Genomic DNA, 22,806 nt, shown 5'->3' on the forward strand with positions numbered 1-22,806 from the left:
GGAAAGAAACACATGACTCCCTTTGGCATACCTCGCCCCGGTCCAGGCCACGGGGGCGGGACCAGAAGACCCTGGTCCCGTCGCCTCGCCGCAGCCACCGGTCTGGCGATGCTTCCTGGCCTGCTCACCCCCGTGGCCTTCGCCGCGGACTCGGATCCGCTCGGCGCCCCTCGGTTGAAGGAGCCCCGATCGGCCGAGGTCAGCCCGTTCACAGCCAAGGTGAACAAGAAGACCGCCGCCGTGGTACAGAAATCAGCCGAGGCGGACCGAGCAGCTTCCGCACGCGCTCGCCAAGACCAGCGGCGGCAGGTCACCTGGCCGAAGGCCGGGACGGCGAGGCTCAACATTCCAGGCAAGGGAACCGCCAAGGCCACACCCGGATCGCTACCGGTCACGGCCGCCGCACCAGCCAAGGGAACTGCGGCAAAGTCCGTCACCGTTGAGGTCCTGGACCAGAAGGCAGCCACGAAGCTCGGCGTCAAGGGCGTAGCCCTCAAGATCACCCCCAAGCGAGGCGGCAAGACCCAGCTCGGCATCAACTACTCGGCCTTCGCCTCCGCCTATGGCGGTGACTGGGCCGGCCGCCTGCGCCTGTTCCGCCTGCCGGAATGTGCCCTGGACGATCCATCGAAGGCCAAGTGCCGCAAGCGAACCGAACTCGAAACGGACAACGACCGGGCCAAGAACCGCATTTCGACGGGCCTGAGTCTGGCATCCGGCGGAGAGCCGATGATGCTGGCGCTGGCAGCGGGTACGCAGTCGGGAGCCGGCAACTACAAGGCGACACCGCTGGCAGCCTCTTCGACCTGGGAGGCTGGCGGTTCGTCGGGATCGTTCACGTGGTCGTACCCGCTGCGGGTACCTCCGGCTGCGGCGGGACCGCAACCCGACCTGTCGATCTCGTACGACTCCGGCAGTGTCGACGGACGTACGGCAAACACGAACAATCAGGGCAGCCAGATCGGCGAGGGCTTCGACCTGACCTCGTCGTACATCGAGCGCAAGTACGGCTCCTGTGACGACGACGGCCAGACAGACAAGTACGACCTGTGCTGGAAGTACGACAACGCGTCCCTCGTGCTCAACGGCAAAGCCACCGAACTCGTCAAGGACGACACCACGGGCAAGTGGCACCTCAAGAACGACGACGCCTCCACCGTCACGCACTCGACGGGCGCCGACAACGGCGACGATGGTGACGACATCGTCGACGGCCAGGGAGACGGCAAAGGCGAGTACTGGACCGTGACCACAGGTAACGGAACCCGGTACGTCTTCGGCCTGAACAAACTCGACGGCGCGGGCACCGATGACCGCACCAACTCCGTGTGGACCGTCCCGGTCTTCGGCGACGACGACAAGGAGCCGGGGTACAGCAGCGGAACGTCATTCTCCGCCCGTGCCAAGACCCAGGCCTGGCGCTGGAACCTCGACTACGTCGAGGACACCCACAACAACGCCATGTCGTACTGGTACACGGCAGAGCAGAACAACTACGACAAGCTGGGCGACGACACCACCGGCACCGCCTACACCCGCGGCGGCTACCTCAAAGAGATCCGCTACGGCCAGCGTGCGGGTGCCCTCTTCTCCGGCTCCCCCGCGGCCTCCGACAAGGTCGTCCTCTCCTACGCCGAACGCTGCGACCCCTCGGTCAGCAACTGCGACTCACTGACCGAGGACACCCGCGACAGCTGGCCGGACGTGCCGTTCGACGCCATCTGCAAGGACGGCGACAAGTGCACCGGTAACACCGGCCCCACCTTCTTCACACGTAAGCGCCTGACGGGCATCACCACCTACGCATGGAACGCAGCCGCCGCAACCCCGGCCTTCGAGCCGGTGGACGCTTGGGCCCTCAAGCAGAAGTACCTGGACCCGGGCGACACCGGTGACTCCACGGACCAGTCGCTGTGGCTGGACGAGATCCGGCACACGGGCAAGCGCGGCGCGGATCTGTCCCTCGATCCCGTGACCTTCACGCATGAGATGCAGACCAACCGCGTGGACGGCACAGCCGACAACATCCTGCCGCTCCACAAGCCGCGCCTGAAGACGGCCACCTCCGAGACCGGCGCGCAGACCATCGTCACCTATTTGGAGGCCGACTGCGTCGCGGGTCAGACCAAGCCGAAGGTCGACGCGAACGCCAAGCGCTGCTACCCGGTGTACTGGTCCCCCAACGGGGAGAAGGAGCCGATTCTCGACTGGTTCCAGAAGTACCCCGTCAGCTCGGTGTCCACCACCGACCCGCGCGGCGGCTCGGAGGCGGTGCAGCACACCTACCAGTACTCCTCGGACGGTGGGGCCTGGCACTACAACGAGGACCCGATGACTCCCGCCAAGGAGCGCACCTGGTCCATCTGGCGGGGCTTCCAGAAGGTCACCCACCTCGTGGGCATCTCGACAGGTACCCAGAGCAAAACGGTCAGCGTCTACCTGCGCGGCATGCACGGAGACCGTGTCCTGGGCTCAGATGGCAAGACCCCGGACCCGGACGCGCGCAAGACCGTGACGGTCTCCGGCATCAAGGCCAGCGGAGTCACCGACTCCGATCAGTACGCCGGCTTCACTCGCGAAACCGTCACCTACAACGGCGAAAACGAGGTCACCGGCACGATCAACGACCCCTGGTCGCGGAAGACAGCCACCCAGCACAAGTCCTACGCCGACACCGAGGCCTACTACGTCCGCACCGGCGCCACTCACACCCGTACCAACATCACCAGCGGCATCGCTCCAAAAGACCGTGTCCGCACCGTCGAGACCACGTACGACGACTACGGGATGGCGTCCAAGATCGAAGACCGTGGCGACGACGCCGACAGCAAAGACGACAAGTGCACCATCAACACCTACGCGCGCAACGACGCCCTGGGCATCAACTCACTGATCTCCCGCGTCCGCGTGGTGGCGAAGCCGTGTGCGACATCGAACGCCGACCTTGACCTGCCCGCGGACTCCTCCCGGCCCGGGGACGTCATCTCCGACACGGCGACCGCATACGACTCCAAGACCTACACAAGCACGCAGACACCGACCAAGGGCGAAGCCCAGTGGACGGGGAGGGCGAAGGGCTACGCCGCAGACGGAACCCCTACCTGGCAGAAGACCGCCACCACTGACTACGACACCCTGGGCCGTCCCACGTTGGTCAAGAACGCCAACGACCTGACCGTTTCCACCACCACATATGCTCCCACAGCGGCCGGGCCGCTCACCTCGACGGTCGTGACTGACGCCAAGGCATACGGCACCACGACCAAGGTGGACTTCGCCACCAGCGCCCCGCTCAAGGTCACCGACCCCAACAGCAAGATCACCGAAACCGAGTACGACAGCCTCGGCCGCCTCACCAAGGTATGGCTGCCCAACCGTCTCAAGGCCCTGGGCAAGACTCCGAATTACGTATACGACTACAAGGTCACCAATGCGGACATGTCCTGGGTGTCCACCGGCACGCTCAAGGGCGACGGCTCCGGCTACAACACCAGCTACACCTTCTACGACTCACTGCTGCGCACCCGCCAGACCCAGTCCCCGACCGCCCAGGGCGGCCGTCTCATCTCACTGACCCTGTACGACACACGGGGCATGGCGGTCAGTCAGCAGTCCGACATCTGGGACAGAACCACTCTCCCCAACACCGAGCCGGCGCAGACCTCCGAAGGCCAGGCACCGATCCAGACAGACACCACCTACGACGGTGCCGGACGCGCTATGAGGGCGGTGACCAAGACCAACAGCGTCACCCGCTGGACGATCGACACCACCTACACCGGTGACACGGTCACCACGAGTGCTCCGACAGGCGGCCAGGCGACAGCGGTCGTGACCAACGCACTCGGCCAGACCACCGAGCGCCGCGAGTATGCAGGTCCCAAGCCGACCGGCACGCCGTACACCACCACCAGCTACACCTACTCGCCCTCCGGCAAGCAGGCCACGATCACCGGCCCCGACCAGTCCAAGTGGTCCTACGAGTACGACCTGTTCGGACGTCAGACCGCGGCCATCGACCCGGACAAGGGCCGGTCCACAACCGCGTATAACAACCTCGACCAGGTCACCAAGACCACCAACGCCAACCCCACGAACAACACACTGCTCTACGAGTACGACGACCTCGGCCGCAAGACCGGCATGTGGCAGACCGACAAAACGGATGCCAACAAGCTGGCGGCCTGGACGTTCGACGCACTCGCCAAGGGACAGCTCGACACCTCGGTCCGGTACGACGGCGGATTGGCGGGCAAGGCCTACACCCAAAAGGTCACCGGTTACGACAACCTGTACCAGGTCACCGGAAGCCAGCTCCTCCTGCCCGACACCCCCGACCCCGATCCTCTGGTAACCGCAGGCGTGCCCAAAACGCTGTCCTTCACGACGGGCTACAACCTGGACGGCACCGTGAGCCAGTCCAGCGCACCGGCGGTGGCAGGCCTCCCGACGGAGATCGTCTCCTACACCTACAACGCCCTCGGGGGCCAGCTCACTTCGAAGGGCACCACCGGCTACCTCCAGGGCGCTGCCTTCTCTCCCCAGGGCGACCTGCGCCAGCTCACCCTGGGCACGGACCCCACTACGTCGGCGAAGAAGGCGTACCTCACCTGGAGCTATGAGAACGGCACCCGCCGCCTCACCCAGGCCCAGACCACGGACGACGTCCACAGCTATCCGTTGCAGGATCTGAACTTCACCCGGGACGACGCGGGAAACGTCACCTCCATCTTCGACATCACCACCTTGGGCGGCACGGTCAAGGCGGACTCCCAGTGCTTCGCTTACGACGGCCACCGCCGCCTGACCGAGGCGTGGACACCAAAGACCGCGGACTGCTCCGCCTCCGGCCGCGCGATGTCCAACATCGACGGTGTGGCACCGTACTGGACGTCGTTCACCTACAACGGGGCCGGCCAACGCACGACGGAAACGCGGCACACGTCCTCGGTCGACCAGGTCACCACATACGCGTACAACGAAACGACAGACACCAGACAGCACACACTGGACAAGACGACTGGTTTCCGATCCGGTAGCTATAAGTACGACAGTAGCGGCAACACGACCACCCGCCCCGGTCCCAGCGCCGAGCAGACGCTGACGTGGAACACCGAGGGGAAGCTGAGCAAGCTCGTCGAGAGCACGAAGGAGACCAACTACCTCTACGATGCGGGCGGCGAACTGCTGATCCGCAGGGCCAAGGGCGATGGCGACACCGTCCTTTACCTGGGCGGCACAGAAGTGCGCCTGACGGTCAAGGGCACAACGAAGACGCTTTCCGGAACGCGTTACTACACGGCCAACGGACAGACGATCGCCGTGCGCACGGCCGTATCTGGTACGACGGGCACGAAGCTGAGCTTCCTGGCCGCCGACCACCACGGCACGTCGAGCGTCGCCCTGGACGCAAGCACGTACGCGGTCACCAAGCGCTACAGCACGCCGTTCGGTGAGTCACGGGGCACGAAGGCGACCAACTGGCCCGACGACAAGGCGTTCCTGGGCAAGCCGGCCGATGAAGCCACGAGCCTGACCCACGTCGGTGCCCGGGAATACGATCCGAGCATTGGCCAGTTCATCAGCGTCGATCCGGTCCTTGCTCTTGATGAACATCAGTCACTCAACGGATACAGCTACGCGGGCAACGCGCCGGTCACCAACTCAGACCCCACCGGCCTGTGCTTCGCAGATATCTGCGGCGTCGGCGTTCCCAAGGGCGATGGCTCCGGCGAGATCATCACTGATGGCCCGATCGACCCAGGCAACCCGAGTGCGGGCAGTTGCCACAACGGCTCGTGCGGTCCGATCGATTACAACGACGGTGGGACTGCGAGTACCGACAGCTCCGGGCAGACCATGCGGAACAGTGACGGGCAAGTCCTGGCATGCGCTTACGGGCACTGCATTGGAAACGTCGATGTCCATCTAAACCTGGGAAACAATCGCGATACCTTCCATGGCCCGCAACCAGAATTCAGCTTCAGAGAATTCATTCGGTGGACCATTGAGGGTCCTGTATGCAATCCTGGATATCCCTGCGAGGATATGCAGGTTGCGGTAGTTCCGATAATCCCTGGCGGTCTCGGCCGACCCATGCCTGGACCTCGAACGACCCCTATGGGGTTCGCGAATGCTGCAGAGTTTCAGGCTTTCAAATCTCAGCTCGCCGGCGGGTTGAAGGGGGCTGGATATGAGGGAGTAACCCCCATCATGCAGGGAAGCTCAGTAACAGGACGGAGCTTCAAGTCCGGCCGACCTTTCGGTTCACACAGCGATTTTGACGTAGCCCTGGCTGGAGAAGGACTCCTTGCGCGAGCGAAGGAAGTCGGCATACCGCTGCGATCGGGCGGTACACGAACGGGTCCTCTGAAGGGATCCGACCTGGAGAAAATAGGGCTCGGAGATCTTCGAACAGGTCTTTCGGAGTCGGTCAATCGAGAGGTAAATTTCATGATCTACGGCACAGCGAAGGACGCGATCGGCAGGGCTCCGAGTATCATTATCCGGCCGTAACAATCTACAGGGAGCAACAATGCCGTCTCGATTCACCCTATTTGGATCAAATGGGTCCACCGTCGCTCATGTTGCACAGCTGATCGGCGAGGCGTTGGACACCGAATTCTCCCTGAGAGAGAGTACGTTCAAGGGTGGAGAGTACTTCTTCAATCGCGACAGCGACGGGATGGAGATCTCTATCGAGCGGCACATTCCCGACGAGGAGGGGGACTATGCGGAACCAGGTTTCTCCGACTATGAAGTTCTCGTCTACGTCAACTACGGGAAAACGGCAACTGAGGAGAAAATCGCAGCGCTCTCGGGCTTGCACCTTCTCCGTCTCGAGACCGTCTGAATCTCAAAAGTAGGGCGGCTCCAACGAAAATCGCAGAGCTCCCGTTCACATGATGAGTACGCCCGGCTCTTATTGGCCGGGTGTACTCATCATCTTTATGTGCAGCCTCCCCGCAACGTGCACTGGACCTGCATCCCCGCGCGCCGACGCGCACCAGTCGGCTGCGCACGGTCGAGGCCACGGACGACGAAGTCGCGTTCCGCGTCTTAAGGCTGTCCCACAATGATCAACTGAGTCGCCATGGCCAGCCTCGGGGATGGCGTCATCCGGCCGGTCTATCCGGCGAGGGCAAGGTTGTGCAGGCGGGCGATGCCGAGCATGGTGGGATGGACGCCGTCGCCCTTCAGGCGGCAGTCGCGCAGGACCTTTCAGGCTTTCACCCGGGCAAAGACGCGCTCGACGCGGGCACGGACCTTGCGGTGTGAGCTATTGTGCTCCTCTTTCCAGGCCGGGAGTTCGGCCTGGCCCGGTTCGAGCCGGTGCGGGATCACCAGGCCCGTACCGCGGTAGCCGCCGGTCAGCGATCACCGTGGTGTTGCCGACGGCTGCCTTCGCTCCGGACAACTCCCATGCCCTGCAGCCGTTGCCGTTGCCGGGCTGGCTGTGACGTTGTTCAGCGGCCCCGGCATGTTGGCTTCGAACGGCCCCAGTTGAGGGGGACTTCGAGTCTTGCGGACGTCCTGATTTGGCCCCGGGGAATGGCTTGCGTTGGGACCACCTCAGGCGTCATGTCACTGTGGCGGCCGGCGCGTCGAACAGCCTGATCGCTGTCTCCGGCACATCCAACCGCGCCAAGGCGGACAAGGACCCGGCCGACTGGCCGCCGGTGCTGGCGTACCGGTGCACGTACGTCGCGGACTGGGTGGCGGACAGGAAGCTGACGGCGGACGCCGCCGAGCGGGACGCGCTGACGCACCTCGCCGAGGCATGTCCGGCCACCACCGTCACCTACAAGCAGGTCTTGTAGCCGCTCCTGGCCCGTCGGCTCGTATGGGGCGGGCCAGGATGCCAAGGCCTCCGGCTGCTGTCATGAGACTCCCCGAGCCGACCATCACAACCTGGTGTCACCCCACTGTCAGCAGGGGGGTGTCGTCGGGGTGGTCGTGGATCCAGGACAGTCCGCCGAGGTCGAGGCGCTGGCGGGTGCGGGTGACGGCCACGTAGGCCAGTCGGGCTTCGGCGTCATCGACCGGGTCGGGGGGCGTCGTGGTGTCCGACTGGTCGTCAAGGTTGTCCTTCGGGCGGGCGAAGTCGTCTGCGATGAGCACGCGGGGCCATTCGCGTCCTTTCGCCTTATGGGCGGTGGAAACGGTGACCTGGGCGTGCGGCTCGGGGGCGAGGCGGGCGATGGCGGTGAGGATGGCGTCGGTTCCGTGGGTGTCGACGAGGTTGACCAGGGGCTGCAGGTCGCGGCCGGCCGGGTCATGAGCGGCGTAGTCCTGCAGATCGCCCCAGCAGGGAAAGAGAAGTAGTTCGGGGTGGTGGGTGCGGCGGCCTTCCTTCAGGTCGCGGGCGGCGAGGGCCAGGGCGTGCAGGCTGTCTCCTCCCCCGGCCAGGGCGACCCGGTGTCCGGCGGCCATGAGGGTCATGACTTGGGCCATGGCGCCGACGTTGGTGCGGCACAGTACGGCGTCCGGACGGGCGACGGGGCCGAGTTCGGTGGGCACGGCAGGGGTGCCAGTAAGGCGGATCGGGGCGTCAGCCAGGTGCAGCCAGCGGTTGGCCTCGGCGGCGAGGTCGGGGCCGAAGCGGAAGGATTGTGACAGGGTCAGCTGGGTGCCGTCGAAGCTGGTCATGACGTCTTTGGCGCCGCGCCAGTGGTAGATGGCCTGGGCGGAGTCGCCGACCATGACCAGTTGGGCGTGGTCGCGTTGGGCGAGGAAGATCTGTTCGACGACGGGGTTGGTGTCCTGGGCCTCGTCCAGGAGCAGGAAGTCGGCGTCGATGCGCGGCTGGGTGAGGGCCCAGATTTTCAGGTAGTGGTCGTGGTCGAAGCGGACGGTGCCGTCGTCGGGGTGTTGCAGGTCGGCCCAGGCTTTGCGGGCGAAGGGCACGATGTGGGTGGCGAGTTCGGCGTGGTGGTCGGTGTCTTCCAGGCCGCGCAGGTGGGGTACGTGGTTGCGAGTGATGGCTTCGTCGGCGGTGTGGCAGAAGCGGGTGACGGTGCGCAGAGTGGCGTTGGAGAGGGCCTTTTGTGTCACCTCGCGCTCGCCGATGCGGATGGCCTTGGTGATGCCGAGGGCTTGTCCGGTCTGCCAGGCCGGGCGTCTGGGGGCGCCCAGGCGGCGGGTGTAGCGGTGGCCGATGGCTGCGTAGGCGAGAGCGTGGGCGGTCTTGCACAGCACGGTGCGGGGGAAGCGGGTTGTGGCGTCCTGGGCGATGGCCCGGTTGTAGGCGAGGTAGCGGCCGCGGCGTGTGGTGGCGTGGGCTAGGAGGGCGAGAGTAGTGGTTTTTCCGGTGCCGGCGCCGGCCTGGAGGGCCAGGTGGTCGCCGGCGCGGAAGGCGTCGGCTGCTGCTGTCTGTTCGTCGGTGGGGTTCATGGCGTGGGGCTTTCGGGAAGTCGGATGAGCGCGTGTCCGACGGCGGAGAGCAGGAAGGCGGGGGTGGTGTGGGCCAGCAGTTGGCGCACCGCATGGTCGAGGCGGTCGATTTCCTGATCGGCGTGTTCGGCCAGGGCCCGGTGCACAGCCAGTTCCACCAAGCGTTCAGGGCTCAGGCCTTCGCGGCGGGCGCCGGCAGCGAGGGCGCCGCGCACGGCGGGCGGGAAGGCGACGTTGAGGAGCACTTTGTGGTCTGCGTCGGGATAGTGCGTGGTGATCACGTCGATGGGCAGCTGTGTCTCGAGTTGATGGCGCAGTCGGCGTGCGGCCCGGTGGGGGGTCTTGGCGGGAACGAGGGCCATGAGGCGGGTGGCGTCGTGGTTGGCGGCGAGCGGCAGTTTGCGGGCGGCTTGGTGCAGGGCTGCCGGGGAGAGGGGGCGGGTGAGCGTGATCTCCAGGGCATGGTGCGGCATCGTCAGCGCCTGTTTCGGTGAGGTGCTGGCGGGTGCGGGAGGCGGGTGCGGATATGGGCGGCGTGCAGCAGAGAGTCGAAGACCTGCCAGTCGGCCAGGGTGAGATCAGGGGCGCTGTCGGCGGTGGCGTGCGCCAGACAGCGCTGGGTGCGCCAGCGCTGTTGTTCGGTGGACGGCAGGTGACTGAGGTCGTAGACAGCCATCATCGTGGCCGGTAGGGCGCGTTGGCCGCGGTCGGGGCTGGTGGGCAGCAGTCTCCAGTGTCCGGTGGGCCGTTCGGGGGCCTGGACAGGCTGGGGGCAGCGGTGTCGGTGGCGGGTCTGGGCCACGCAGCGAATGGCCGCGAGTGGGCTCGGGGCGAGGTAGCGGACCAGCAGGATCTGCACGATCGGGTGGGCGGTGTCGGTGGCTGGGGGGCTGCTGGCGGGCGGCGGGGTGGGGGTGAAGGCGCCGGTGTCGATCAGGCGGCGGGTGCGGACGGCGAGTTGGCGGCGTGCCACCTGAAGGGGCGGGCTGAGAGGGCAAGTGGGGGTGCCGGCAGGGCACAGGATGGCGTGCGGGATGCGGCACCAAGGGCTGCCGTCGCCGTGGGGGTGGGCGATGCCGCCGCTCAGGTGCCAGCGGCAGGGTTCCGGGACGTGGGCGGTGGCCAGTTCGGCGGGGTGCAGGGCGATGGGCCGCTGGTCGGTGCGCTGGTAGAGGTCGATGCGGTGGCCGCAGTCGCGGCAGCGGGTGCTGTGGCCGGCGCGCAGCAGGCGGCTTGGGCTGGTGGCGGCCACGCGTAGGGGGCGGGGGTGTCGGGTGATGCGGGGGCTGCCGTCCCAGTGGCGGCCCGCGGTGGAGGGGGTGGGGCGCATGGCGGGGACCGTGCCAGGTGACACGCGGAGGTGGGCAGCGTGTCGATGGGTGTGTCCCGCGGTTGGCCTAGCGTGTTCGAACATGCACGCCAGGGTGCGATCAGGCGTTTGATGCCTGCTCGTCGGTTCGGGTGATTTGAAACCGGGCGCCTGTCGGGCGGGGCGAAGGGGTCAGGCGCCGGATGTGCTGGGCGGGGTGTGGTTGTCGCAGAGGGTGCCGAGCAGGTGCTCGATCGGGACGTCGAAGGCGTGGGCGAGGGCGTGCCAGGTGGTGACGCTGCCGGTGGTGCGGCCGTGTTCGAGGTCGATGAGGGTGCGCCGGGCCAGGCCGCTGCGGTCGGCGAGTTCGTCGAAGGTCCAGCCGCGCTGACCACGCAGGCGCGCCAGCGTGATGCGCAGCGCGTCGAGGTCGGGGTCGGGCGGCAAGATCGTCACTCCACCATCCGACGGTGCAGACCCCTGCCCTGTCAGTGCAGACTTCTGCACTATTTGCCCGGGACGGGAGTGACATTCGCGGTGCAGGAATCTGCACTACGGTGCGTCCGTCCCGGCTTCCTGCCGTTGGGGCAGCGACCATTGTGGAGCGGACAGTTGGGAGGACGACCAGCCGATGAGGCTTGCCGACGCGCATGTGGCAGTGCGGCGCATCTGGACCGTGGAGCTGCGTGCGCAAGCAGGCGGCCTCACGCTCGTCTGCCCCTCCTGCACATCCCACGCCTCTCCCCTCAAGGCCTCCTCCGCCCGGTCTGCAGCACTCGCGCATCTGGCCTGCCACGCCCGCGCCGAGGTGTTGCCGGCCTATCTGCGCAGCTGCCAGTGCCGGACGCGGGGCTGCGTGTGGCATCCGCGTCACCGCGGCTGTGCCGGGCCGGTGCTGCTCGCCCTCACCCGTGACCGGTGCGGGCGCTCTTGGCGGCTGGCCGACACCTGCTCTGCCTGCGCGTCGGCGACCGGCAATACCGCCGTCGTGCCGGACACGCTGCTCGGCCCCTCCCGCCGGCATCCCGCCACCTGTCCCCCACCCTCTACACACGGCGGGCTCCGCCTCGGACTCAAGGAGCGGGTACGCGTGCGGGAGATGCTCACCTACCTCGGCACCGCGCTGCCCCGGTTCACCTCCCCTGCCGCCCGGCTGCTGGCTCTGCAGTGTGCCCTGCGCGCCGATGCCCGCGGTCATGTCCGGCTGCGTGCAGGTCTGCTGCGCGGCATGCGCCTGCGCGGGCACCGTGAACCGTGGCAGGAGCTGGCTCACGCCGACTGGCTGGAGCTGCCGGACTTCAAGTCGGTGCCTATGCGGCTGCGGCTGCTCGATGCCGCAGTCCTCGAGCAGGTGCCCGGGCGGCGCGCCCGCTGCCGCGCGGCTCACTGGGCGCTGTATCCCGCGCCGTTGCCCCTGCTGGCCGCGCCACCCGCCCTGCGGCTGACCGCCCTCGTGCTGGCCGCACACACCTCCGCCCAGGCCGAACACACCACTGACATGGACATCCTCGCCCGGCTGTGTGGGCACTCCCCTCAGCAGACCGCAGAACTGCTCGACCGGCTGGTCGCCATGCACGCACTGACAGCCTGGCATCACAGCCGGGACACGGACGAGGTGTTCTGGCAACTATCCCCGTGTCACACACGGGTGCCACCCCTAGCAAGGCCACAGCGGTAGACCGTGCAATAGCAGTCCCGTGGCAGGCCCACTGGGTCCCAGGCCGACCGAAGGTAACGCTTGAGAAGCAGAAACAGGTCTACCCACCCGTATTATCACTGCCTCAAGCACCCACAGCCGGAGCGCCTGTCCTGACTCGCTGCAAGGCCGCGGGACTTCACCCGGCCACGAACCGAGGAGAAACGGATGCCCGAAAGCACCGCCCCGTCCACTGAGTTGACATCGCAGTACATCAACCAAGTGACCAGTGACCTCGAGCGCAACGTCACGGAGCAGGAGCGCATCACTACGGAAATCACCGCACTGCAGCAGCAGTTGGCCGCTCTGCAGCATGACCACACCGTGCTGGTGAACATGCAACACGCACTTGGCGTCGCGGCAACGGCACCTGAACCTGTGCGCGCCGACAGTGCCACCGTGCCCTCCCCCCGGCAGAAGGCCACTACTAAGCCTCGCAAGCAGGCGAAGACGTCGACTGCCGAAAAGCCCGCGGCCAAGAAGCAGACCGGCGAGAAGTCCGTCGCGAAGACCGTTCAGCCCACGCTGGTGGAACTTGTCCGCGGTCACCTGACCGAGCAGAGTGAACCGCGCTCTGCGGCGGAGATCGCCACGGCACTCAGCCAGGCACACCCCGACCGCGACATCAAAACCACCGTCGTGCGCACCACCGTCGAAAATCTTGTGGCCAGGAACCAGGCTCAGCGCACCAAGCAGGGCAGCTCCGTCTTCTACACGGCTCCCAACCCGCCGGAGCCCACGGCAGCGTCCAAGGACGAGACTCAGCCCGAAACCGCTGAATAAGCCGCCCTGGCATGAACGGAGTTGCCGGCGCCGCGTTCGCCGACACTCCTGTTGAGGAGAGCTTGCCCTCTCTGCCTGCCGCGATCGCTGTGCGACGGCGGGCTGGTCAGCGCGGGCACCAGGTGCGTACTTCATGCGCGTCCGCCCGAATGCGTCCAGTCTCGGCACTCCACTGGTACGGACGCGACGCCCTCCGCCGCGAACAGCCGAGCCGCCCGCCCCGCCAGCGCGAGCGTACGGCCGCGGTGACGTCGCCCGCTACCGCATCTACGCGGCGGGCGAAGTCGGCGGCATTGAAAGCCGCCGGTTGGGCGAAGCCGTAGGAGTAGGAGCGTTCCTCGGTGTGGTCGACGCGTTGGATCACGTGTCAGCGGTCAAGCAATTCCCCACGATGTGCATGATCAGCGTCACGTAATTCCCCACCCTGGCGGTCACGATTCCCCAGGGGGACGCTGACCGTTGATGGTGCTCGTGACCGTGCTCGAACTGGCCCGATGTTCCCTGCTTTGGGTGGTTTGGGTCACTGTTGGATCTTCCTTGCGAATTCGTCGGGTTCCCCATGGGCATGCCGGTGCCGGGTTGAGGGTCCTGGCCCTCTCGGAGACGTCGCGGTCCCTCGACCTGCGAACCGAGAGGTCGACGGACACACCGGATGGCAAGGAGAACGTTCACCGTGGTCGACATCGTCGAGATCTACGTGCACTGGTACGCGGGCCGCTCGAAGAGCCAGGTGTCCGCCTCGCTGGGGGTGGACCGCATAGACGGTCAGGAAGTACCTGGCGCCGGCGGAGGCGGCCGGGATCAGTCCGGGCGGGCCGCCCATGAGCGAGACGGACTGGGCCAAGCTGCTCAAGAGCTGGTTCCCGGAGCTGGCCAGCCGGAAGCTGAACCAGGTGAGGTGGGCAGAGATCGAACCGCACCGCGACTACGTCAAGTCCCTGCTGGAGACCACGACGGTCACCACGATCCACCAACGTCTTCGGGACGAGGGCAAGTTGAAGGTGTCCTTGTCGACGTTCCGCCGCTGGGTCCACGAGAACCTGCCCGACGAGGCGGCCCGCTCGAAGGTCACGGTGCTGCGGGATGATGTCGAGCCAGGCTCGAAAGCCCAGATCGACTATGGCTTCCTGGGACAGTGGATCAACCCAACTACCGGCAAACGGCACCGGATCTGGGCCTTCGTGATGGTCCTTCCCAGCTCGCGGCACATGTTCGTCCGCCCGGTCGTCCACATGGACCAGCACGCCTGGACCGAAGCGCACGCGGAAGCCTTCCGCTTCTTCGGCGGCGTCCCCCAGCGCCTGGTCCCGGACAACCTGAAGACCGGGGTGGACAAGCCGGACCTCTACGACCCGCAGATCAACAAATCGTACGCCGAACTTGCCTCCTACTACGGGACGTTGGTGGATCCTGCCCGCGCGTCGAAGCCGAAGGACAAGCCCCGCGTCGAGCGGCCCATGCCCTATGTCCGCGACTCGTTCTGGAGCGGGCGCCAGTTCACCTCGCTGGAGCACATGCAGGCCGAAGCCCTGCTCTGGGCAACGAACGTCGCAGGCCAGCGGCAGTGCCGGCCGCTGGGCGGCGCGAAGCCGTTGTCGGTATTCGAGGCGGTGGAAGCCGAGGCCCTCCTCCCTCTGCCCGAGACGCCGTTCGTGCTGGCGAGATGGTCAACTGCCCTGGTCGGGCCGGACATTCACGTCAAGGTCGGCCGCACGCTCTACTCGGTGCCCTGGAAGCTCATCGGCCGCCGGGTCGATGTCCGCTCCACCGCCACCATGGTCCAGATCTTCCACGAGGGCGCGCTGGTCAAGACCCACGCCGCCCTGGAGCAGGGCAAACGCACCGACAAGAACGACTACCCGCCCGAGAAGATCGCCTTCCAGATGCGCACCCCGATCTGGTGCCGCGGCCAAGCCTCCCAGGTCGGGGACGCCTGCCGGGAAGTGATCGACCAGCTCCTGGAAGTCAACGCCCTCTACCGGCTTCGCGCGGCCCAGGGAGTACTCGGACTGCGCAAGAAGTACGGCGACGCCCGACTGGAAGCCGCCTGCAGAAAGGCGATCACCGTCGGCGACCCGTCCTACCGCACCGTCAAGGGAATCCTGGTCGCCGGCACCGAGACTGATCCGGAGCCGGAGACCGGCGACGCCGGAGCCGCTGCCTTCCTGCACGGCCCCGAGGGCCTGTTCGCCGCCGACATCCCCACCCAGACGCCCGGCGACGTCCACGACGACCAGGACCGCGGTGACGCCGAGGAGGCCGCGCGATGAGCGTGCTGACCACCGCCCTGCGCGACTCGCTCAAGACCCTGCGCTGTCCGGGATGCTCGAGACGCTTGACGCACGCCTGACCCAGGCCCAGAAAGGCGAACTCGGACACCTCGACTTCCTCCAGGTCCTCTGCCAGGACGAGATCACCCGCCGCGAGTCCGTCGCCCTCGAACGGCGCCTGCGCAGAGCGAAGTTCGAGCAACAGGCCACCCTGGAGGGCTTCGACTTCAACGCCTCCCCGAAGCTGCCCGCCGCCCAGATCCGCGACCTCGCGGCCCTGCGCTGGCTCCACTCCGGCGAGTCCGTCATCCTGTTCGGACCCGTCGGCGTCGGGAAGACACACGTCGCCCAGGCCCTCGGCCACCAGGCCATCCGCCAGGGCGCCAACGTCCGCTTCGCCAAGACCAGCCGCATCCTGGCCGAGCTCGCCGGCGGCCACGCGGACCGCACCTGGGACAAGCGCATCCGCGAACTCATCCGGCCCGACGTGCTCATCCTCGACGACTTCGCCATGCGCCAACTGTCCCCGTCCCAAGCCGACGACCTCTACGAACTCGTCTCCGAGCGGCAAGGCCGGTCCCTGATCATCACCAGCAACAGGGCACCCAGCGACTGGTATCCCCTCTTCCCCAACCCCGTCGTCGCCGAGTCGCTCCTGGACCGCCTGATCAACGCCAGCCACCAGGTCATCATGAACGGCCCCAGCTACCGGCCCAACAAACGCCCCAAGAACCCCGGCGACAAGCCACCGATCAACTAACCAGGCGAGAAGGCTTGTTCGCTCTGGGGTGACGCCGATCGAGCTCCTCCAGCACACGGCTGCGGAGGAGCTCGTACTCCTCACGGAGCCGACGCCACTCGGTCACGGGCGGCCGGGGAATGACAGTGCCGCCAGTGACGATCTCCTCCGGCCGGAACTGCTCTCGGGTGAGGTCGATCTCGACCCCCAGCCCTATGCGATTCCACCAGTGGTAGTCCCGGAACTGGCCGTTGACCTGGACCTCACCGCGGATCAGCTCGCCGCCAAGCAAGTCGTTGAGGACCATGGCGGTGACTCCGCACTGGCCCCGGGCCGGGTTGTCCGGGCTCCAGCGTGACCGGAACTCCGGCGGGCTCGTGTCAGCACCCCAGCTGCTGCGAACAGCACGCTCGATGTCAGTAAGAAGCAATGACGTCACGGTGAGCATCGTCGCAACGACCACTGACAACGGGTCTGATCTGGACCCTCCGCGGCGGGCACCTGGGGAATTACGCGACGTTTGTCCTGAGGAATTACGTGATCGTCGACATCACGTCGCGACGGATGCCGGGCGAGTCAGTGCGGGCTGCCGGAGACGAGCACGTAGCCGGTCTTGGCCAGGCGGACGGTGAAAGCCAGGCGCAGGCCCAGGCGAGCGCCTTCGGCGATCAGCGGGCGCAGGCTGGCGGAGCCGGAGGCAATCGCCTGGGCACCGACGCGGCCGGCGCCGGAGCCGGTCGGGGTGATCAGATCGGCTTTGGAGCACACCCGGGCGAGCAGCGGCCCTAACCGCTGGATGACCCGGCACACCATGGAGGAGGAGACGCCGAACAGCCAGCTGCCGCATGGTCAGGTTCGTGCGGTAGTACACCGCGACCACCAGCACACGCTCAGCCAGCGGCAAGGACCACGGCCGGCCTCGCAGGGTGCCGTTGCCGCCCTGCTCCCGCACTACCTACAGCAGGCGTGCAAACTGTGTCACCTGCAGCCCGGTGAAAACGTCTCCACCCACACCCGCTCAGCCCTTAAGACGCCGACCATAGCAGGGAGATGCCCAGGTCAGGACCTTGTGCACTACCCTTTAGGGCTGTGGGGGTGTGGGGAGTCGGGCCCAGACCATCTTCCCTGAACTCTGCGGCCGGGAGCAGCCCCAGGAAGCAGTGAGTGCTTCGATGATCTGCAGGCCGCGCCCGGATTCGCTGAGCTGTCCTGGGTGTTGAAGTACAGGGACGCAAGAGCTCGGATCCGCCACCGCGCATATGACAGCCTGCTGCCTGCGTACGAGTCCGAGCCAGGCTGTGGCGGTGGTCTCGTCGTGGCCGTCTGCTTCGAGTGCGTGTCGGGCGGCGTTGGCGATCAGCTCACCAACGACGATGACTGCGTCCTCGATATAGGCGGTAAGTCCCCATTCATCCAGGATGTTTCGGGCGAAGTGTCGGGCATGCTTCAGGCCGGCGGGGTCGGCGCTGAAGCTGCGGGCTGCGAATTCAGCCGCGCTGATACCCATGAGCAGGCCCCAGTCGCCTTCTTCGGCATGGGCGCGCAAACCTCTTGCGAACGCCGGAGTTTCGACTGATTCAGGTGCATCGTCAACTTTCTCCGCGTGACACGCTGTAGTCGTGGCATGTGTCGGCACTACTCATCTCCCCGCACGCCGCCCCGCTCGGCAGCACTAAGAATGCCTGGCCGAGGCCAGTATCCTCGCCAACCGCCCGCCGATGCAATTGCTTCCGAAATTGCATCGCCCTGCCTCGAGGAGACGTACATGCACCCACGGTGACTATCCATCACTCCGTCAACAAGAAGGATATTCGGACGCGTTAGCGAAAGAAGGCGATAATGCAGCGGATCGTCAACGGTGTTCCGGCAAGCACACTTCAGGACGTCACCTGGGTCAGGAGCCAGCGCAGCGCAATGGAAGGCAACTGCGTCGAGATGGCCGCCCTTCCCGGCGGGACGGTGGCCCTGCGTAACTCGCGCGACCCTGAGGGGCCCGCCCTCATCTACACCCACGCCGAGATCGTCGCGTTCCTCGAAGGAGCGCGGGACGGCGACTTCGACGCGCTGGTCGATTAACTCCCCAATAGGACATAACGCTCTTGGGGCGCACTGCGGGCTCCATGGTGGGAAACTGGCCTTCATTTCATGGTCCCCTGCAGGAGCCCGCATGTCCGCTGCACAGCCGAACCGGCTGCCCAGGCTGGAGCGTTATCTCTCCGCCCCCCGACACAATCCCACGGCGCTGCATCTGATCCTGGCTGCTCAGTTGCGGCGTCTGCGGCTGGCGGCGGGGCTCAGTCCGATAGCGGCGGGGGATGCACTGCAGTGCTCCGATTCCAAGATCAGCCGCCTTGAGCGCGGCGAGGTTCAGCTGAAGGAACGTGACGTCGCCGTCCTGTTGCGTTTGTACGGTGTCGGGGCGGAGGACGCTGCGGAGTTTCTCGCGTTGGTGCGGCGCTCCAACCAGTCGGGGTGGTGGCATCAGTTCGACGATGTGCTGCCCAAGTGGTTCGACAAGTTCATCGGTCTGCAGGAGGCGGCGTCTGTTATCCGCACCTATGAGGTGCTGCTGGTGCCGGGGCTGCTGCAGACTCCGCAGTATGCGCGGGCTGTGGCCGCCGCGGACCGGCGGCCGACCGAGGAGCAGGCGGTCGCCGCGCGTAGGGCCGAGCTGCGCCTGGCGCGGCAGGAACTGCTGGAGTACCCGGATCCCCCCAAGTTGTGGGTGGTGCTGGAGGAGGGGGTGCTGCATCGGCAGGTGGCGGATCGGCAGGTGATGCGCGAGCAGTTGCAGTATCTGGCCCGGGCCGCGCTGCGGCCCCACATACAGGTGCAGATCATCCCGTTCACTGCTCCGCAGTGCATTACTTCCGGTTTCCCCATCACGCATCTGCGGTTTGATCCTCCCGAGCTTCCGGAGATCGTGTATCTGGAGCATGTGCGGGATGCGGTCTACCTGGACAAGGCGGATGAGACGGAGCAGTACCGGTCGATCCTGGACGGGCTGCTGAATGCGGCAGAGTGCCCCGATAGTTCGCTGCAGCGTATCCAGGACGCGGCCGACCGCTACTGCTGAGCCGGCGGCGGGCGGGTCAGCGCACATGGCCGACACCTCCGTATTCCATCCATTCCCGGGTGCGCGGCCGGGGGCCGAAGCGTGGATCGGCCCGCCAGGCGGACACGTCCACCAGGCCGGGTGCGAGGAGGTCGAGGCCGGTGAAGAATGAGTCGACCTCGCGTGCGCGGCGGACGGCTCCCCAGTGACTGTCGGTCCACTCGCGCATGAGGCCCGTGATGTCGCGGCGGAATGCCGCGTCCTCGCTGACGAGCTGGCTGACCGCCAGGAAACTGCCGGAGCGCAGCCGGGCGGCAGTGCGGCGGACCAGCTCAGCGGGAGCATCTTCGTCGGGAACGCAGTGCAGGACAGAGACGTACAGGGCCGCCACCGGCTCGGTGAGGTCGAACAGGTCAGTGACGCGGGGGTGGTCGAGGATCGCCTCGGGGTCGCGTAGGTCGGCTTGGATGACGGCCGTGCGGTCGTTGTCCTCCAGCAGAGCCCGGCCGTAGGCGAGAACCATGGGATCGTTGTCCACGTAGATCACGCGGGCGTCCGCGGCATGGCGCTGGGCGATTTCGTGGACGTTGTCCTGGGTGGGCAGCCCCGAACCGATGTCGAGGAACTGCCGCACCCCGTGTTCCAGTGCAAGGCAGCGGATCAAGCGCTCAAGGAAGCGGCGGCTGTTGACGGCGAGAATCTGGGTGCTGGGTGCATGCACGAGCAGCTGCTCGCACACCTGTCTGTCCGCGGGATAGTTGTCCTTGCCGCCGAGGTAGTAGTTGTACATACGGGCCACACTCGGCCGCGTGACATCAATGGTGTGTGAGAGCGGCGCGTGGTAACTCATCCGGCCCCTCACTGCCGTGTCAACACGGCTCGCGGACAATGCAGAAGTCCATCGTAGGGAGGGGCCAGTGACATGAGCCAGAATCCAGTAAAGGCGGCGACTGGAGCGGTACAGTGGAGGGCTGCCCCCTTTCCTCTACTCCGGCGGTGCACGGCGTCCGGTGCGCGGTTTACACCTGGGCGGGCTGCACCGTCGGCTGTGCGGCCACCGCCCGCTCGGCCATGGCGCGGTAGGCCATTTTCAACTGGCTTGCCACTAAGGGTTCTTCCACGCCCATAAGGTCGGCCGCCTGCTCGTCGCTGAGCGACAGGCGGTGGCGCAGGATGATGATGTCGGCCTGCAGCGGGGGCAGTACGCGGTAGACGGCGTTGCAGACGGTCGACGCGGCTTGCCCGTGCACCGCCTGCGCGATGAGGGAGCCGAGGATGTTCCAGGCTTCTGCCGCGGGGCGGTGACTGGCCAGCACGGCCGCCCAGTTGGTGGCGACACTGCCGAGCGCCGTTTCGACCAGTTCCCGGCTTAGACGGGGGTCGGCGATGCGGGCACGGGCGTAGCGCAGGTAGCGGTCCTGGTAGAGCATGCAGAACGCGGTGTAGTCGACGGGCAGATGGACCACCAGGCCAGCGGGCCAGGCGGGCGGTTCCACGGCCCCGCAGGAGAACCGGGAGCAGGGGGAGCAATGTTCGCGGCGCGGGCCCGGCAGGTCGGCCGTCCCCATGCTCCTGGTTGATAAACGGGTCCGGTTCATGGGGTGGGTCCGTCCTGACCTCCATGGCTGTGGCGTGCCGTGCTGGCGCCTTGTTGCGGGGCGGAAGTCGGCGGTGCGGCAGCGTCGGAGTCCGGGTCGAGGAAGAGCAGGAAGGCGTAGTGGACGGCTTCCCACTGCGGGCGGACATCGGCGGGAGTCCCGCCGATGGCGCGGACGAAGGTGACCGTGGTCTTCCAGTCGGGAACGAGTCGGCCGTCGAGGATGTCCTTGATGGTGGACAGGCTGAGCGCGCCGCCGCTGGCCTCGTGGATCCGCGCGGGCGAGGGGGAGGCCGCCGCCAGGTACAGGCCGCGCAGGGCTGCGTTGAGGCGGGCCGTCTCATCGGGCAGCGGCCGGCGGGCGGGCGGGGTCAGGCCCTGGGTGTTTTCCCACAGCACCGCCAGTTCGTCAGGGTCCCCGTCGAAGAGGGAGGCGAGTGCCTCCACCACGGGCCAGGCCGGCACGCGCTCGCCGGAGAGGATGCGCGAGACGTACGACGGCGACAGTTCCATCTTGTCGGCGACCTCACGGATGGTCAGGCCGCTGCTGCGGTGCAGGTGAGACAGCGCTGCCGCCAGCTTGCCGGAGGGCCGCTCGCCCGACGGTTCCCGTTCCTGGCCGTCCGGACGGGGCTGAGCCACATTGCCTGCCGCCTCGCGCTGGCGGGCCGCGGACCGTTCAGAGGCACGGCGCTCAAGGCGCCGTCGTACGGTCTTTTCCGCCCACCGGGAACGCGCCGTGGCAGGGCTGACGGCGGCGGCCGCGGCCACGGTGTCCCAGCCGGTGCCCTGAAGGCGGGCGTCGTGTACGGCCGCGCACACGTAGTAGTCCACTTCCCTGGTGAGCTCGGCCGCGCGGCCGAGCAGCACGGTCAGTCCCTGCTCGTCGTACTCGGCCGCCAGCAGGCCCTCCGCGAGCGCCTGCACGGACTCGGCGATGTTCCGGGCCAGCGGCAGCGGACTGTCCGCGCTCTGCCCCGTTTTCGCCGTCGTGCGACTGCGCTCCCGCTGGGCCCGCCGCCTGCACTCGGGCTTGCAGTACTCCTGTTTGCGTCCCGGCTTTCCGGTCCGCTCAAAACGCTGCCTGCAGTAACGGCACTTGCCGTACTGGGGGCCGCTGCTCGGCATGGTTCCTCCCAGAACGCGCCCGGGGTATTTCTCACCCGGACCACCGCAGAACTTCAACGCCGTTGAAAGAGGAATGCGGACGTCCGGCCCTTGGCGGTCGGTACGTCACTCGGTGCCCGCCGACGGCCCGGATGCTGCCGCCGGCGGGCACCGTGGCCTCAGCTGACCCGGATGCGCAGGTGGCGGAGGAAGGAACGGCGGGACGCGGCGCACGCCATGGCCACCGCCGCGGCACCCGCGGGGGCCTGCCAAGCCTCGGTGACGAGGACGATAGGCAGGACAAGCAGGGCAAGGAATGCGCTGAGCTGCAGCGTGCCAGCCCAGGCACTTACGACGCGCGTTTGACCGCGCAGACTACGCGGAATGTTAGCGTCGTAGCCCGTTCCCGACAGGCGCAGCCAGCCGGGGGCGGGAATTGGATCGATCACGGAGACCTCGCTTTTTCTTGTGAGTCGGTCAACGCATATGAGGGACCCCGGAGTTGGTTGCTAGGCCGCCCGGGGTCTTCTCGTTTCACGGACGCTAGCGCGTCAACACACTTCTCCGCCATCCGCTTCAGTTCATTAAGCAAAGGTTCGGCGTTCACCACGACGAATGGGAGGGGTGCGCGGGCGCACGGTAACCGAATGCAATTGCAGTGCACTCACCCCCGCGACAGAAACGGTCGCAACCGATCAGAGGACGCCGAAAAAACGCTTTCCAAGCGTCGACTACCGCCGGTTACTAGCGAGTTCAAGACGCAGAGGCGCAATTGTGTACCCCGCCACGCCTGTTCTACTCCCCAGGCAACGCGCGTCGATCCAAGCCTCGGATGGGATAAACTCTCGCGCCCTGTT

19 protein-coding genes and 3 pseudogenes are annotated in these 22,806 nt (G+C 66.7%); 10 read left to right on the top strand and 12 right to left on the bottom strand.

The genetic code is table 11. The annotated features are described in order from the left end of the window. Positions 1 to 12: 12 nt before the first annotated feature. Together ACIREI_RS26520 and ACIREI_RS26525 are read left to right on the top strand one after the other, a co-directional pair. Positions 13 to 6,516, top strand: a complete 6,504-nt coding sequence (locus ACIREI_RS26520; RefSeq protein ID WP_403338007.1) for an RHS repeat-associated core domain-containing protein — start codon at positions 13 to 15, stop codon at positions 6,514 to 6,516. Between the two features lie 19 nt (positions 6,517 to 6,535). Then, on the top strand, positions 6,536 to 6,853 hold the full coding sequence (locus ACIREI_RS26525) for a hypothetical protein (RefSeq protein ID WP_403337506.1): 318 nt from the start codon (positions 6,536 to 6,538) through the stop codon (positions 6,851 to 6,853). A 275-nt stretch (positions 6,854 to 7,128) separates the two neighbouring features. Here the strand turns inward: ACIREI_RS26525 and ACIREI_RS26530 are convergent. Further along, a pseudogene (locus ACIREI_RS26530) lies at positions 7,129 to 7,447 on the bottom strand (transposase); the annotation flags it as partial. A gap of 142 nt (positions 7,448 to 7,589) precedes the next feature. Between ACIREI_RS26530 and ACIREI_RS26535 the strand changes: the two are divergent. Beyond that, a complete protein-coding gene (locus ACIREI_RS26535; protein ID WP_403337508.1) occupies positions 7,590 to 7,820 on the top strand; it encodes a hypothetical protein in 231 nt (76 codons plus the stop codon). Positions 7,821 to 7,917: 97 nt separating this feature from the next. Here ACIREI_RS26535 and ACIREI_RS26540 read toward each other — a convergent pair whose 3' ends face one another. The 4 genes from ACIREI_RS26540 to ACIREI_RS26555 form a co-directional block, all read right to left on the bottom strand. Then, positions 7,918 to 9,393 carry a UvrD-helicase domain-containing protein gene (locus ACIREI_RS26540; protein ID WP_403337511.1) on the bottom strand — a complete coding sequence of 492 codons (1,476 nt, stop codon included), beginning with the start codon at positions 9,391 to 9,393 and terminating at the stop codon, positions 7,918 to 7,920. Further along, a complete protein-coding gene (locus tag ACIREI_RS26545) occupies positions 9,390 to 9,866 on the bottom strand; it encodes a hypothetical protein (RefSeq protein ID WP_403337514.1) in 477 nt (158 codons plus the stop codon). The genes ACIREI_RS26540 and ACIREI_RS26545 overlap by 4 nt, the downstream gene beginning before the upstream one ends. Before the next feature lie 2 nt (positions 9,867 to 9,868). Then, on the bottom strand, positions 9,869 to 10,723 hold the full coding sequence (locus tag ACIREI_RS26550; protein WP_403337516.1) for a DUF6083 domain-containing protein: 855 nt from the start codon (positions 10,721 to 10,723) through the stop codon (positions 9,869 to 9,871). Between the two features lie 171 nt (positions 10,724 to 10,894). Continuing rightward, a complete protein-coding gene (locus ACIREI_RS26555) occupies positions 10,895 to 11,158 on the bottom strand; it encodes a helix-turn-helix transcriptional regulator (protein ID WP_403337519.1) in 264 nt (87 codons plus the stop codon). Between the two features lie 175 nt (positions 11,159 to 11,333). Here ACIREI_RS26555 and ACIREI_RS26560 point away from each other — a divergent pair, with 175 nt between their 5' ends. The 4 genes and pseudogenes from ACIREI_RS26560 (at position 11,334) to istB (ending at position 16,211) form a co-directional block, all read left to right on the top strand. Beyond that, on the top strand, positions 11,334 to 12,380 hold the full coding sequence (locus tag ACIREI_RS26560) for a hypothetical protein (RefSeq protein WP_403337522.1): 1,047 nt from the start codon (positions 11,334 to 11,336) through the stop codon (positions 12,378 to 12,380). A 186-nt stretch (positions 12,381 to 12,566) separates the two neighbouring features. Then, positions 12,567 to 13,181, top strand: a complete 615-nt coding sequence (locus tag ACIREI_RS26565) for a hypothetical protein (protein WP_403337524.1) — start codon at positions 12,567 to 12,569, stop codon at positions 13,179 to 13,181. 673 nt (positions 13,182 to 13,854) lie between these two features. Then, positions 13,855 to 15,451: pseudogene (istA, locus tag ACIREI_RS26570) on the top strand (IS21 family transposase). Between the two features lie 52 nt (positions 15,452 to 15,503). Continuing rightward, on the top strand, positions 15,504 to 16,211 hold the full coding sequence (gene istB, locus ACIREI_RS26575) for an IS21-like element helper ATPase IstB (RefSeq protein ID WP_403337527.1): 708 nt from the start codon (positions 15,504 to 15,506) through the stop codon (positions 16,209 to 16,211). On the opposite strand, the gene ACIREI_RS26580 is transcribed toward istB, so the two are convergent. From ACIREI_RS26580 to ACIREI_RS26595, 4 genes and pseudogenes are all read right to left on the bottom strand, one after another. Then, complete coding sequence (locus tag ACIREI_RS26580) at positions 16,204 to 16,629, bottom strand: hypothetical protein (RefSeq protein WP_403338010.1); 426 nt, start codon at positions 16,627 to 16,629, stop codon at positions 16,204 to 16,206. The two genes, istB and ACIREI_RS26580, sit on opposite strands and share 8 nt — an antisense overlap. A gap of 137 nt (positions 16,630 to 16,766) precedes the next feature. Beyond that, complete coding sequence (locus ACIREI_RS26585) at positions 16,767 to 16,958, bottom strand: hypothetical protein (protein WP_403338046.1); 192 nt, start codon at positions 16,956 to 16,958, stop codon at positions 16,767 to 16,769. 3 nt (positions 16,959 to 16,961) lie between these two features. Then, positions 16,962 to 17,231 (bottom strand): annotated as a pseudogene (locus tag ACIREI_RS26590) (transposase family protein); the annotation flags it as partial. A gap of 40 nt (positions 17,232 to 17,271) precedes the next feature. Further along, on the bottom strand, positions 17,272 to 17,610 hold the full coding sequence (locus tag ACIREI_RS26595; RefSeq protein WP_403338013.1) for an ATP-binding protein: 339 nt from the start codon (positions 17,608 to 17,610) through the stop codon (positions 17,272 to 17,274). On the opposite strand from ACIREI_RS26595, the gene ACIREI_RS26600 reads away from it, so the two are divergent. The 3 genes from ACIREI_RS26600 to ACIREI_RS26610 all read left to right on the top strand — a co-directional run bounded on the left by ACIREI_RS26600 (position 17,506) and on the right by ACIREI_RS26610 (position 19,266). Then, positions 17,506 to 17,766 carry a hypothetical protein gene (locus ACIREI_RS26600; RefSeq protein WP_403338047.1) on the top strand — a complete coding sequence of 87 codons (261 nt, stop codon included), beginning with the start codon at positions 17,506 to 17,508 and terminating at the stop codon, positions 17,764 to 17,766. The genes ACIREI_RS26595 and ACIREI_RS26600 overlap by 105 nt on opposite strands. A gap of 263 nt (positions 17,767 to 18,029) precedes the next feature. Beyond that, positions 18,030 to 18,266: a DUF397 domain-containing protein gene (locus ACIREI_RS26605; RefSeq protein WP_403337530.1), complete on the top strand. Its 237-nt coding sequence runs from the start codon at positions 18,030 to 18,032 to the stop codon at positions 18,264 to 18,266. Positions 18,267 to 18,357: 91 nt separating this feature from the next. Next, positions 18,358 to 19,266, top strand: a complete 909-nt coding sequence (locus ACIREI_RS26610; protein WP_403337533.1) for a helix-turn-helix domain-containing protein — start codon at positions 18,358 to 18,360, stop codon at positions 19,264 to 19,266. Positions 19,267 to 19,282: 16 nt separating this feature from the next. Here the strand turns inward: ACIREI_RS26610 and ACIREI_RS26615 are convergent, their stop codons facing one another. The 3 genes from ACIREI_RS26615 to ACIREI_RS26625 all read right to left on the bottom strand — a co-directional run bounded on the left by ACIREI_RS26615 (position 19,283) and on the right by ACIREI_RS26625 (position 21,970). Beyond that, on the bottom strand, positions 19,283 to 20,095 hold the full coding sequence (locus tag ACIREI_RS26615) for an SAM-dependent methyltransferase (protein ID WP_403337536.1): 813 nt from the start codon (positions 20,093 to 20,095) through the stop codon (positions 19,283 to 19,285). Positions 20,096 to 20,264: 169 nt separating this feature from the next. After that, a complete protein-coding gene (locus tag ACIREI_RS26620) occupies positions 20,265 to 20,741 on the bottom strand; it encodes a hypothetical protein (protein ID WP_403337538.1) in 477 nt (158 codons plus the stop codon). 98 nt (positions 20,742 to 20,839) lie between these two features. Continuing rightward, positions 20,840 to 21,970 carry a helix-turn-helix domain-containing protein gene (locus tag ACIREI_RS26625; protein WP_403337541.1) on the bottom strand — a complete coding sequence of 377 codons (1,131 nt, stop codon included), beginning with the start codon at positions 21,968 to 21,970 and terminating at the stop codon, positions 20,840 to 20,842. Between the last annotated feature and the right edge of the window lie 836 nt (positions 21,971 to 22,806).

It is taken from the genome of Streptomyces sp. NPDC093591 (genome assembly GCF_044764885.1).
GTDB lineage: Bacteria > Actinomycetota > Actinomycetes > Streptomycetales > Streptomycetaceae > Streptomyces.

Coding starts and splice junctions, on each gene's coding strand:
- ACIREI_RS26560 (WP_403337522.1), top strand. CDS start 11,334: ATGAGGCTTGCCGACGCGCATGTGGCAGTGCGGCGCATCTGGACCGTG.
- istB (WP_403337527.1), top strand. CDS start 15,504: ATGCTCGAGACGCTTGACGCACGCCTGACCCAGGCCCAGAAAGGCGAA.
- ACIREI_RS26610 (WP_403337533.1), top strand. CDS start 18,358: ATGTCCGCTGCACAGCCGAACCGGCTGCCCAGGCTGGAGCGTTATCTC.
- ACIREI_RS26545 (WP_403337514.1), bottom strand. CDS start 9,866: ATGCCGCACCATGCCCTGGAGATCACGCTCACCCGCCCCCTCTCCCCG.
- ACIREI_RS26615 (WP_403337536.1), bottom strand. CDS start 20,095: ATGAGTTACCACGCGCCGCTCTCACACACCATTGATGTCACGCGGCCG.
- ACIREI_RS26525 (WP_403337506.1), top strand. CDS start 6,536: ATGCCGTCTCGATTCACCCTATTTGGATCAAATGGGTCCACCGTCGCT.
- ACIREI_RS26565 (WP_403337524.1), top strand. CDS start 12,567: ATGCCCGAAAGCACCGCCCCGTCCACTGAGTTGACATCGCAGTACATC.
- ACIREI_RS26605 (WP_403337530.1), top strand. CDS start 18,030: ATGCAGCGGATCGTCAACGGTGTTCCGGCAAGCACACTTCAGGACGTC.
- ACIREI_RS26520 (WP_403338007.1), top strand. CDS start 13: ATGACTCCCTTTGGCATACCTCGCCCCGGTCCAGGCCACGGGGGCGGG.
- ACIREI_RS26550 (WP_403337516.1), bottom strand. CDS start 10,723: ATGCGCCCCACCCCCTCCACCGCGGGCCGCCACTGGGACGGCAGCCCC.
- ACIREI_RS26625 (WP_403337541.1), bottom strand. CDS start 21,970: ATGCCGAGCAGCGGCCCCCAGTACGGCAAGTGCCGTTACTGCAGGCAG.
- ACIREI_RS26540 (WP_403337511.1), bottom strand. CDS start 9,393: ATGAACCCCACCGACGAACAGACAGCAGCAGCCGACGCCTTCCGCGCC.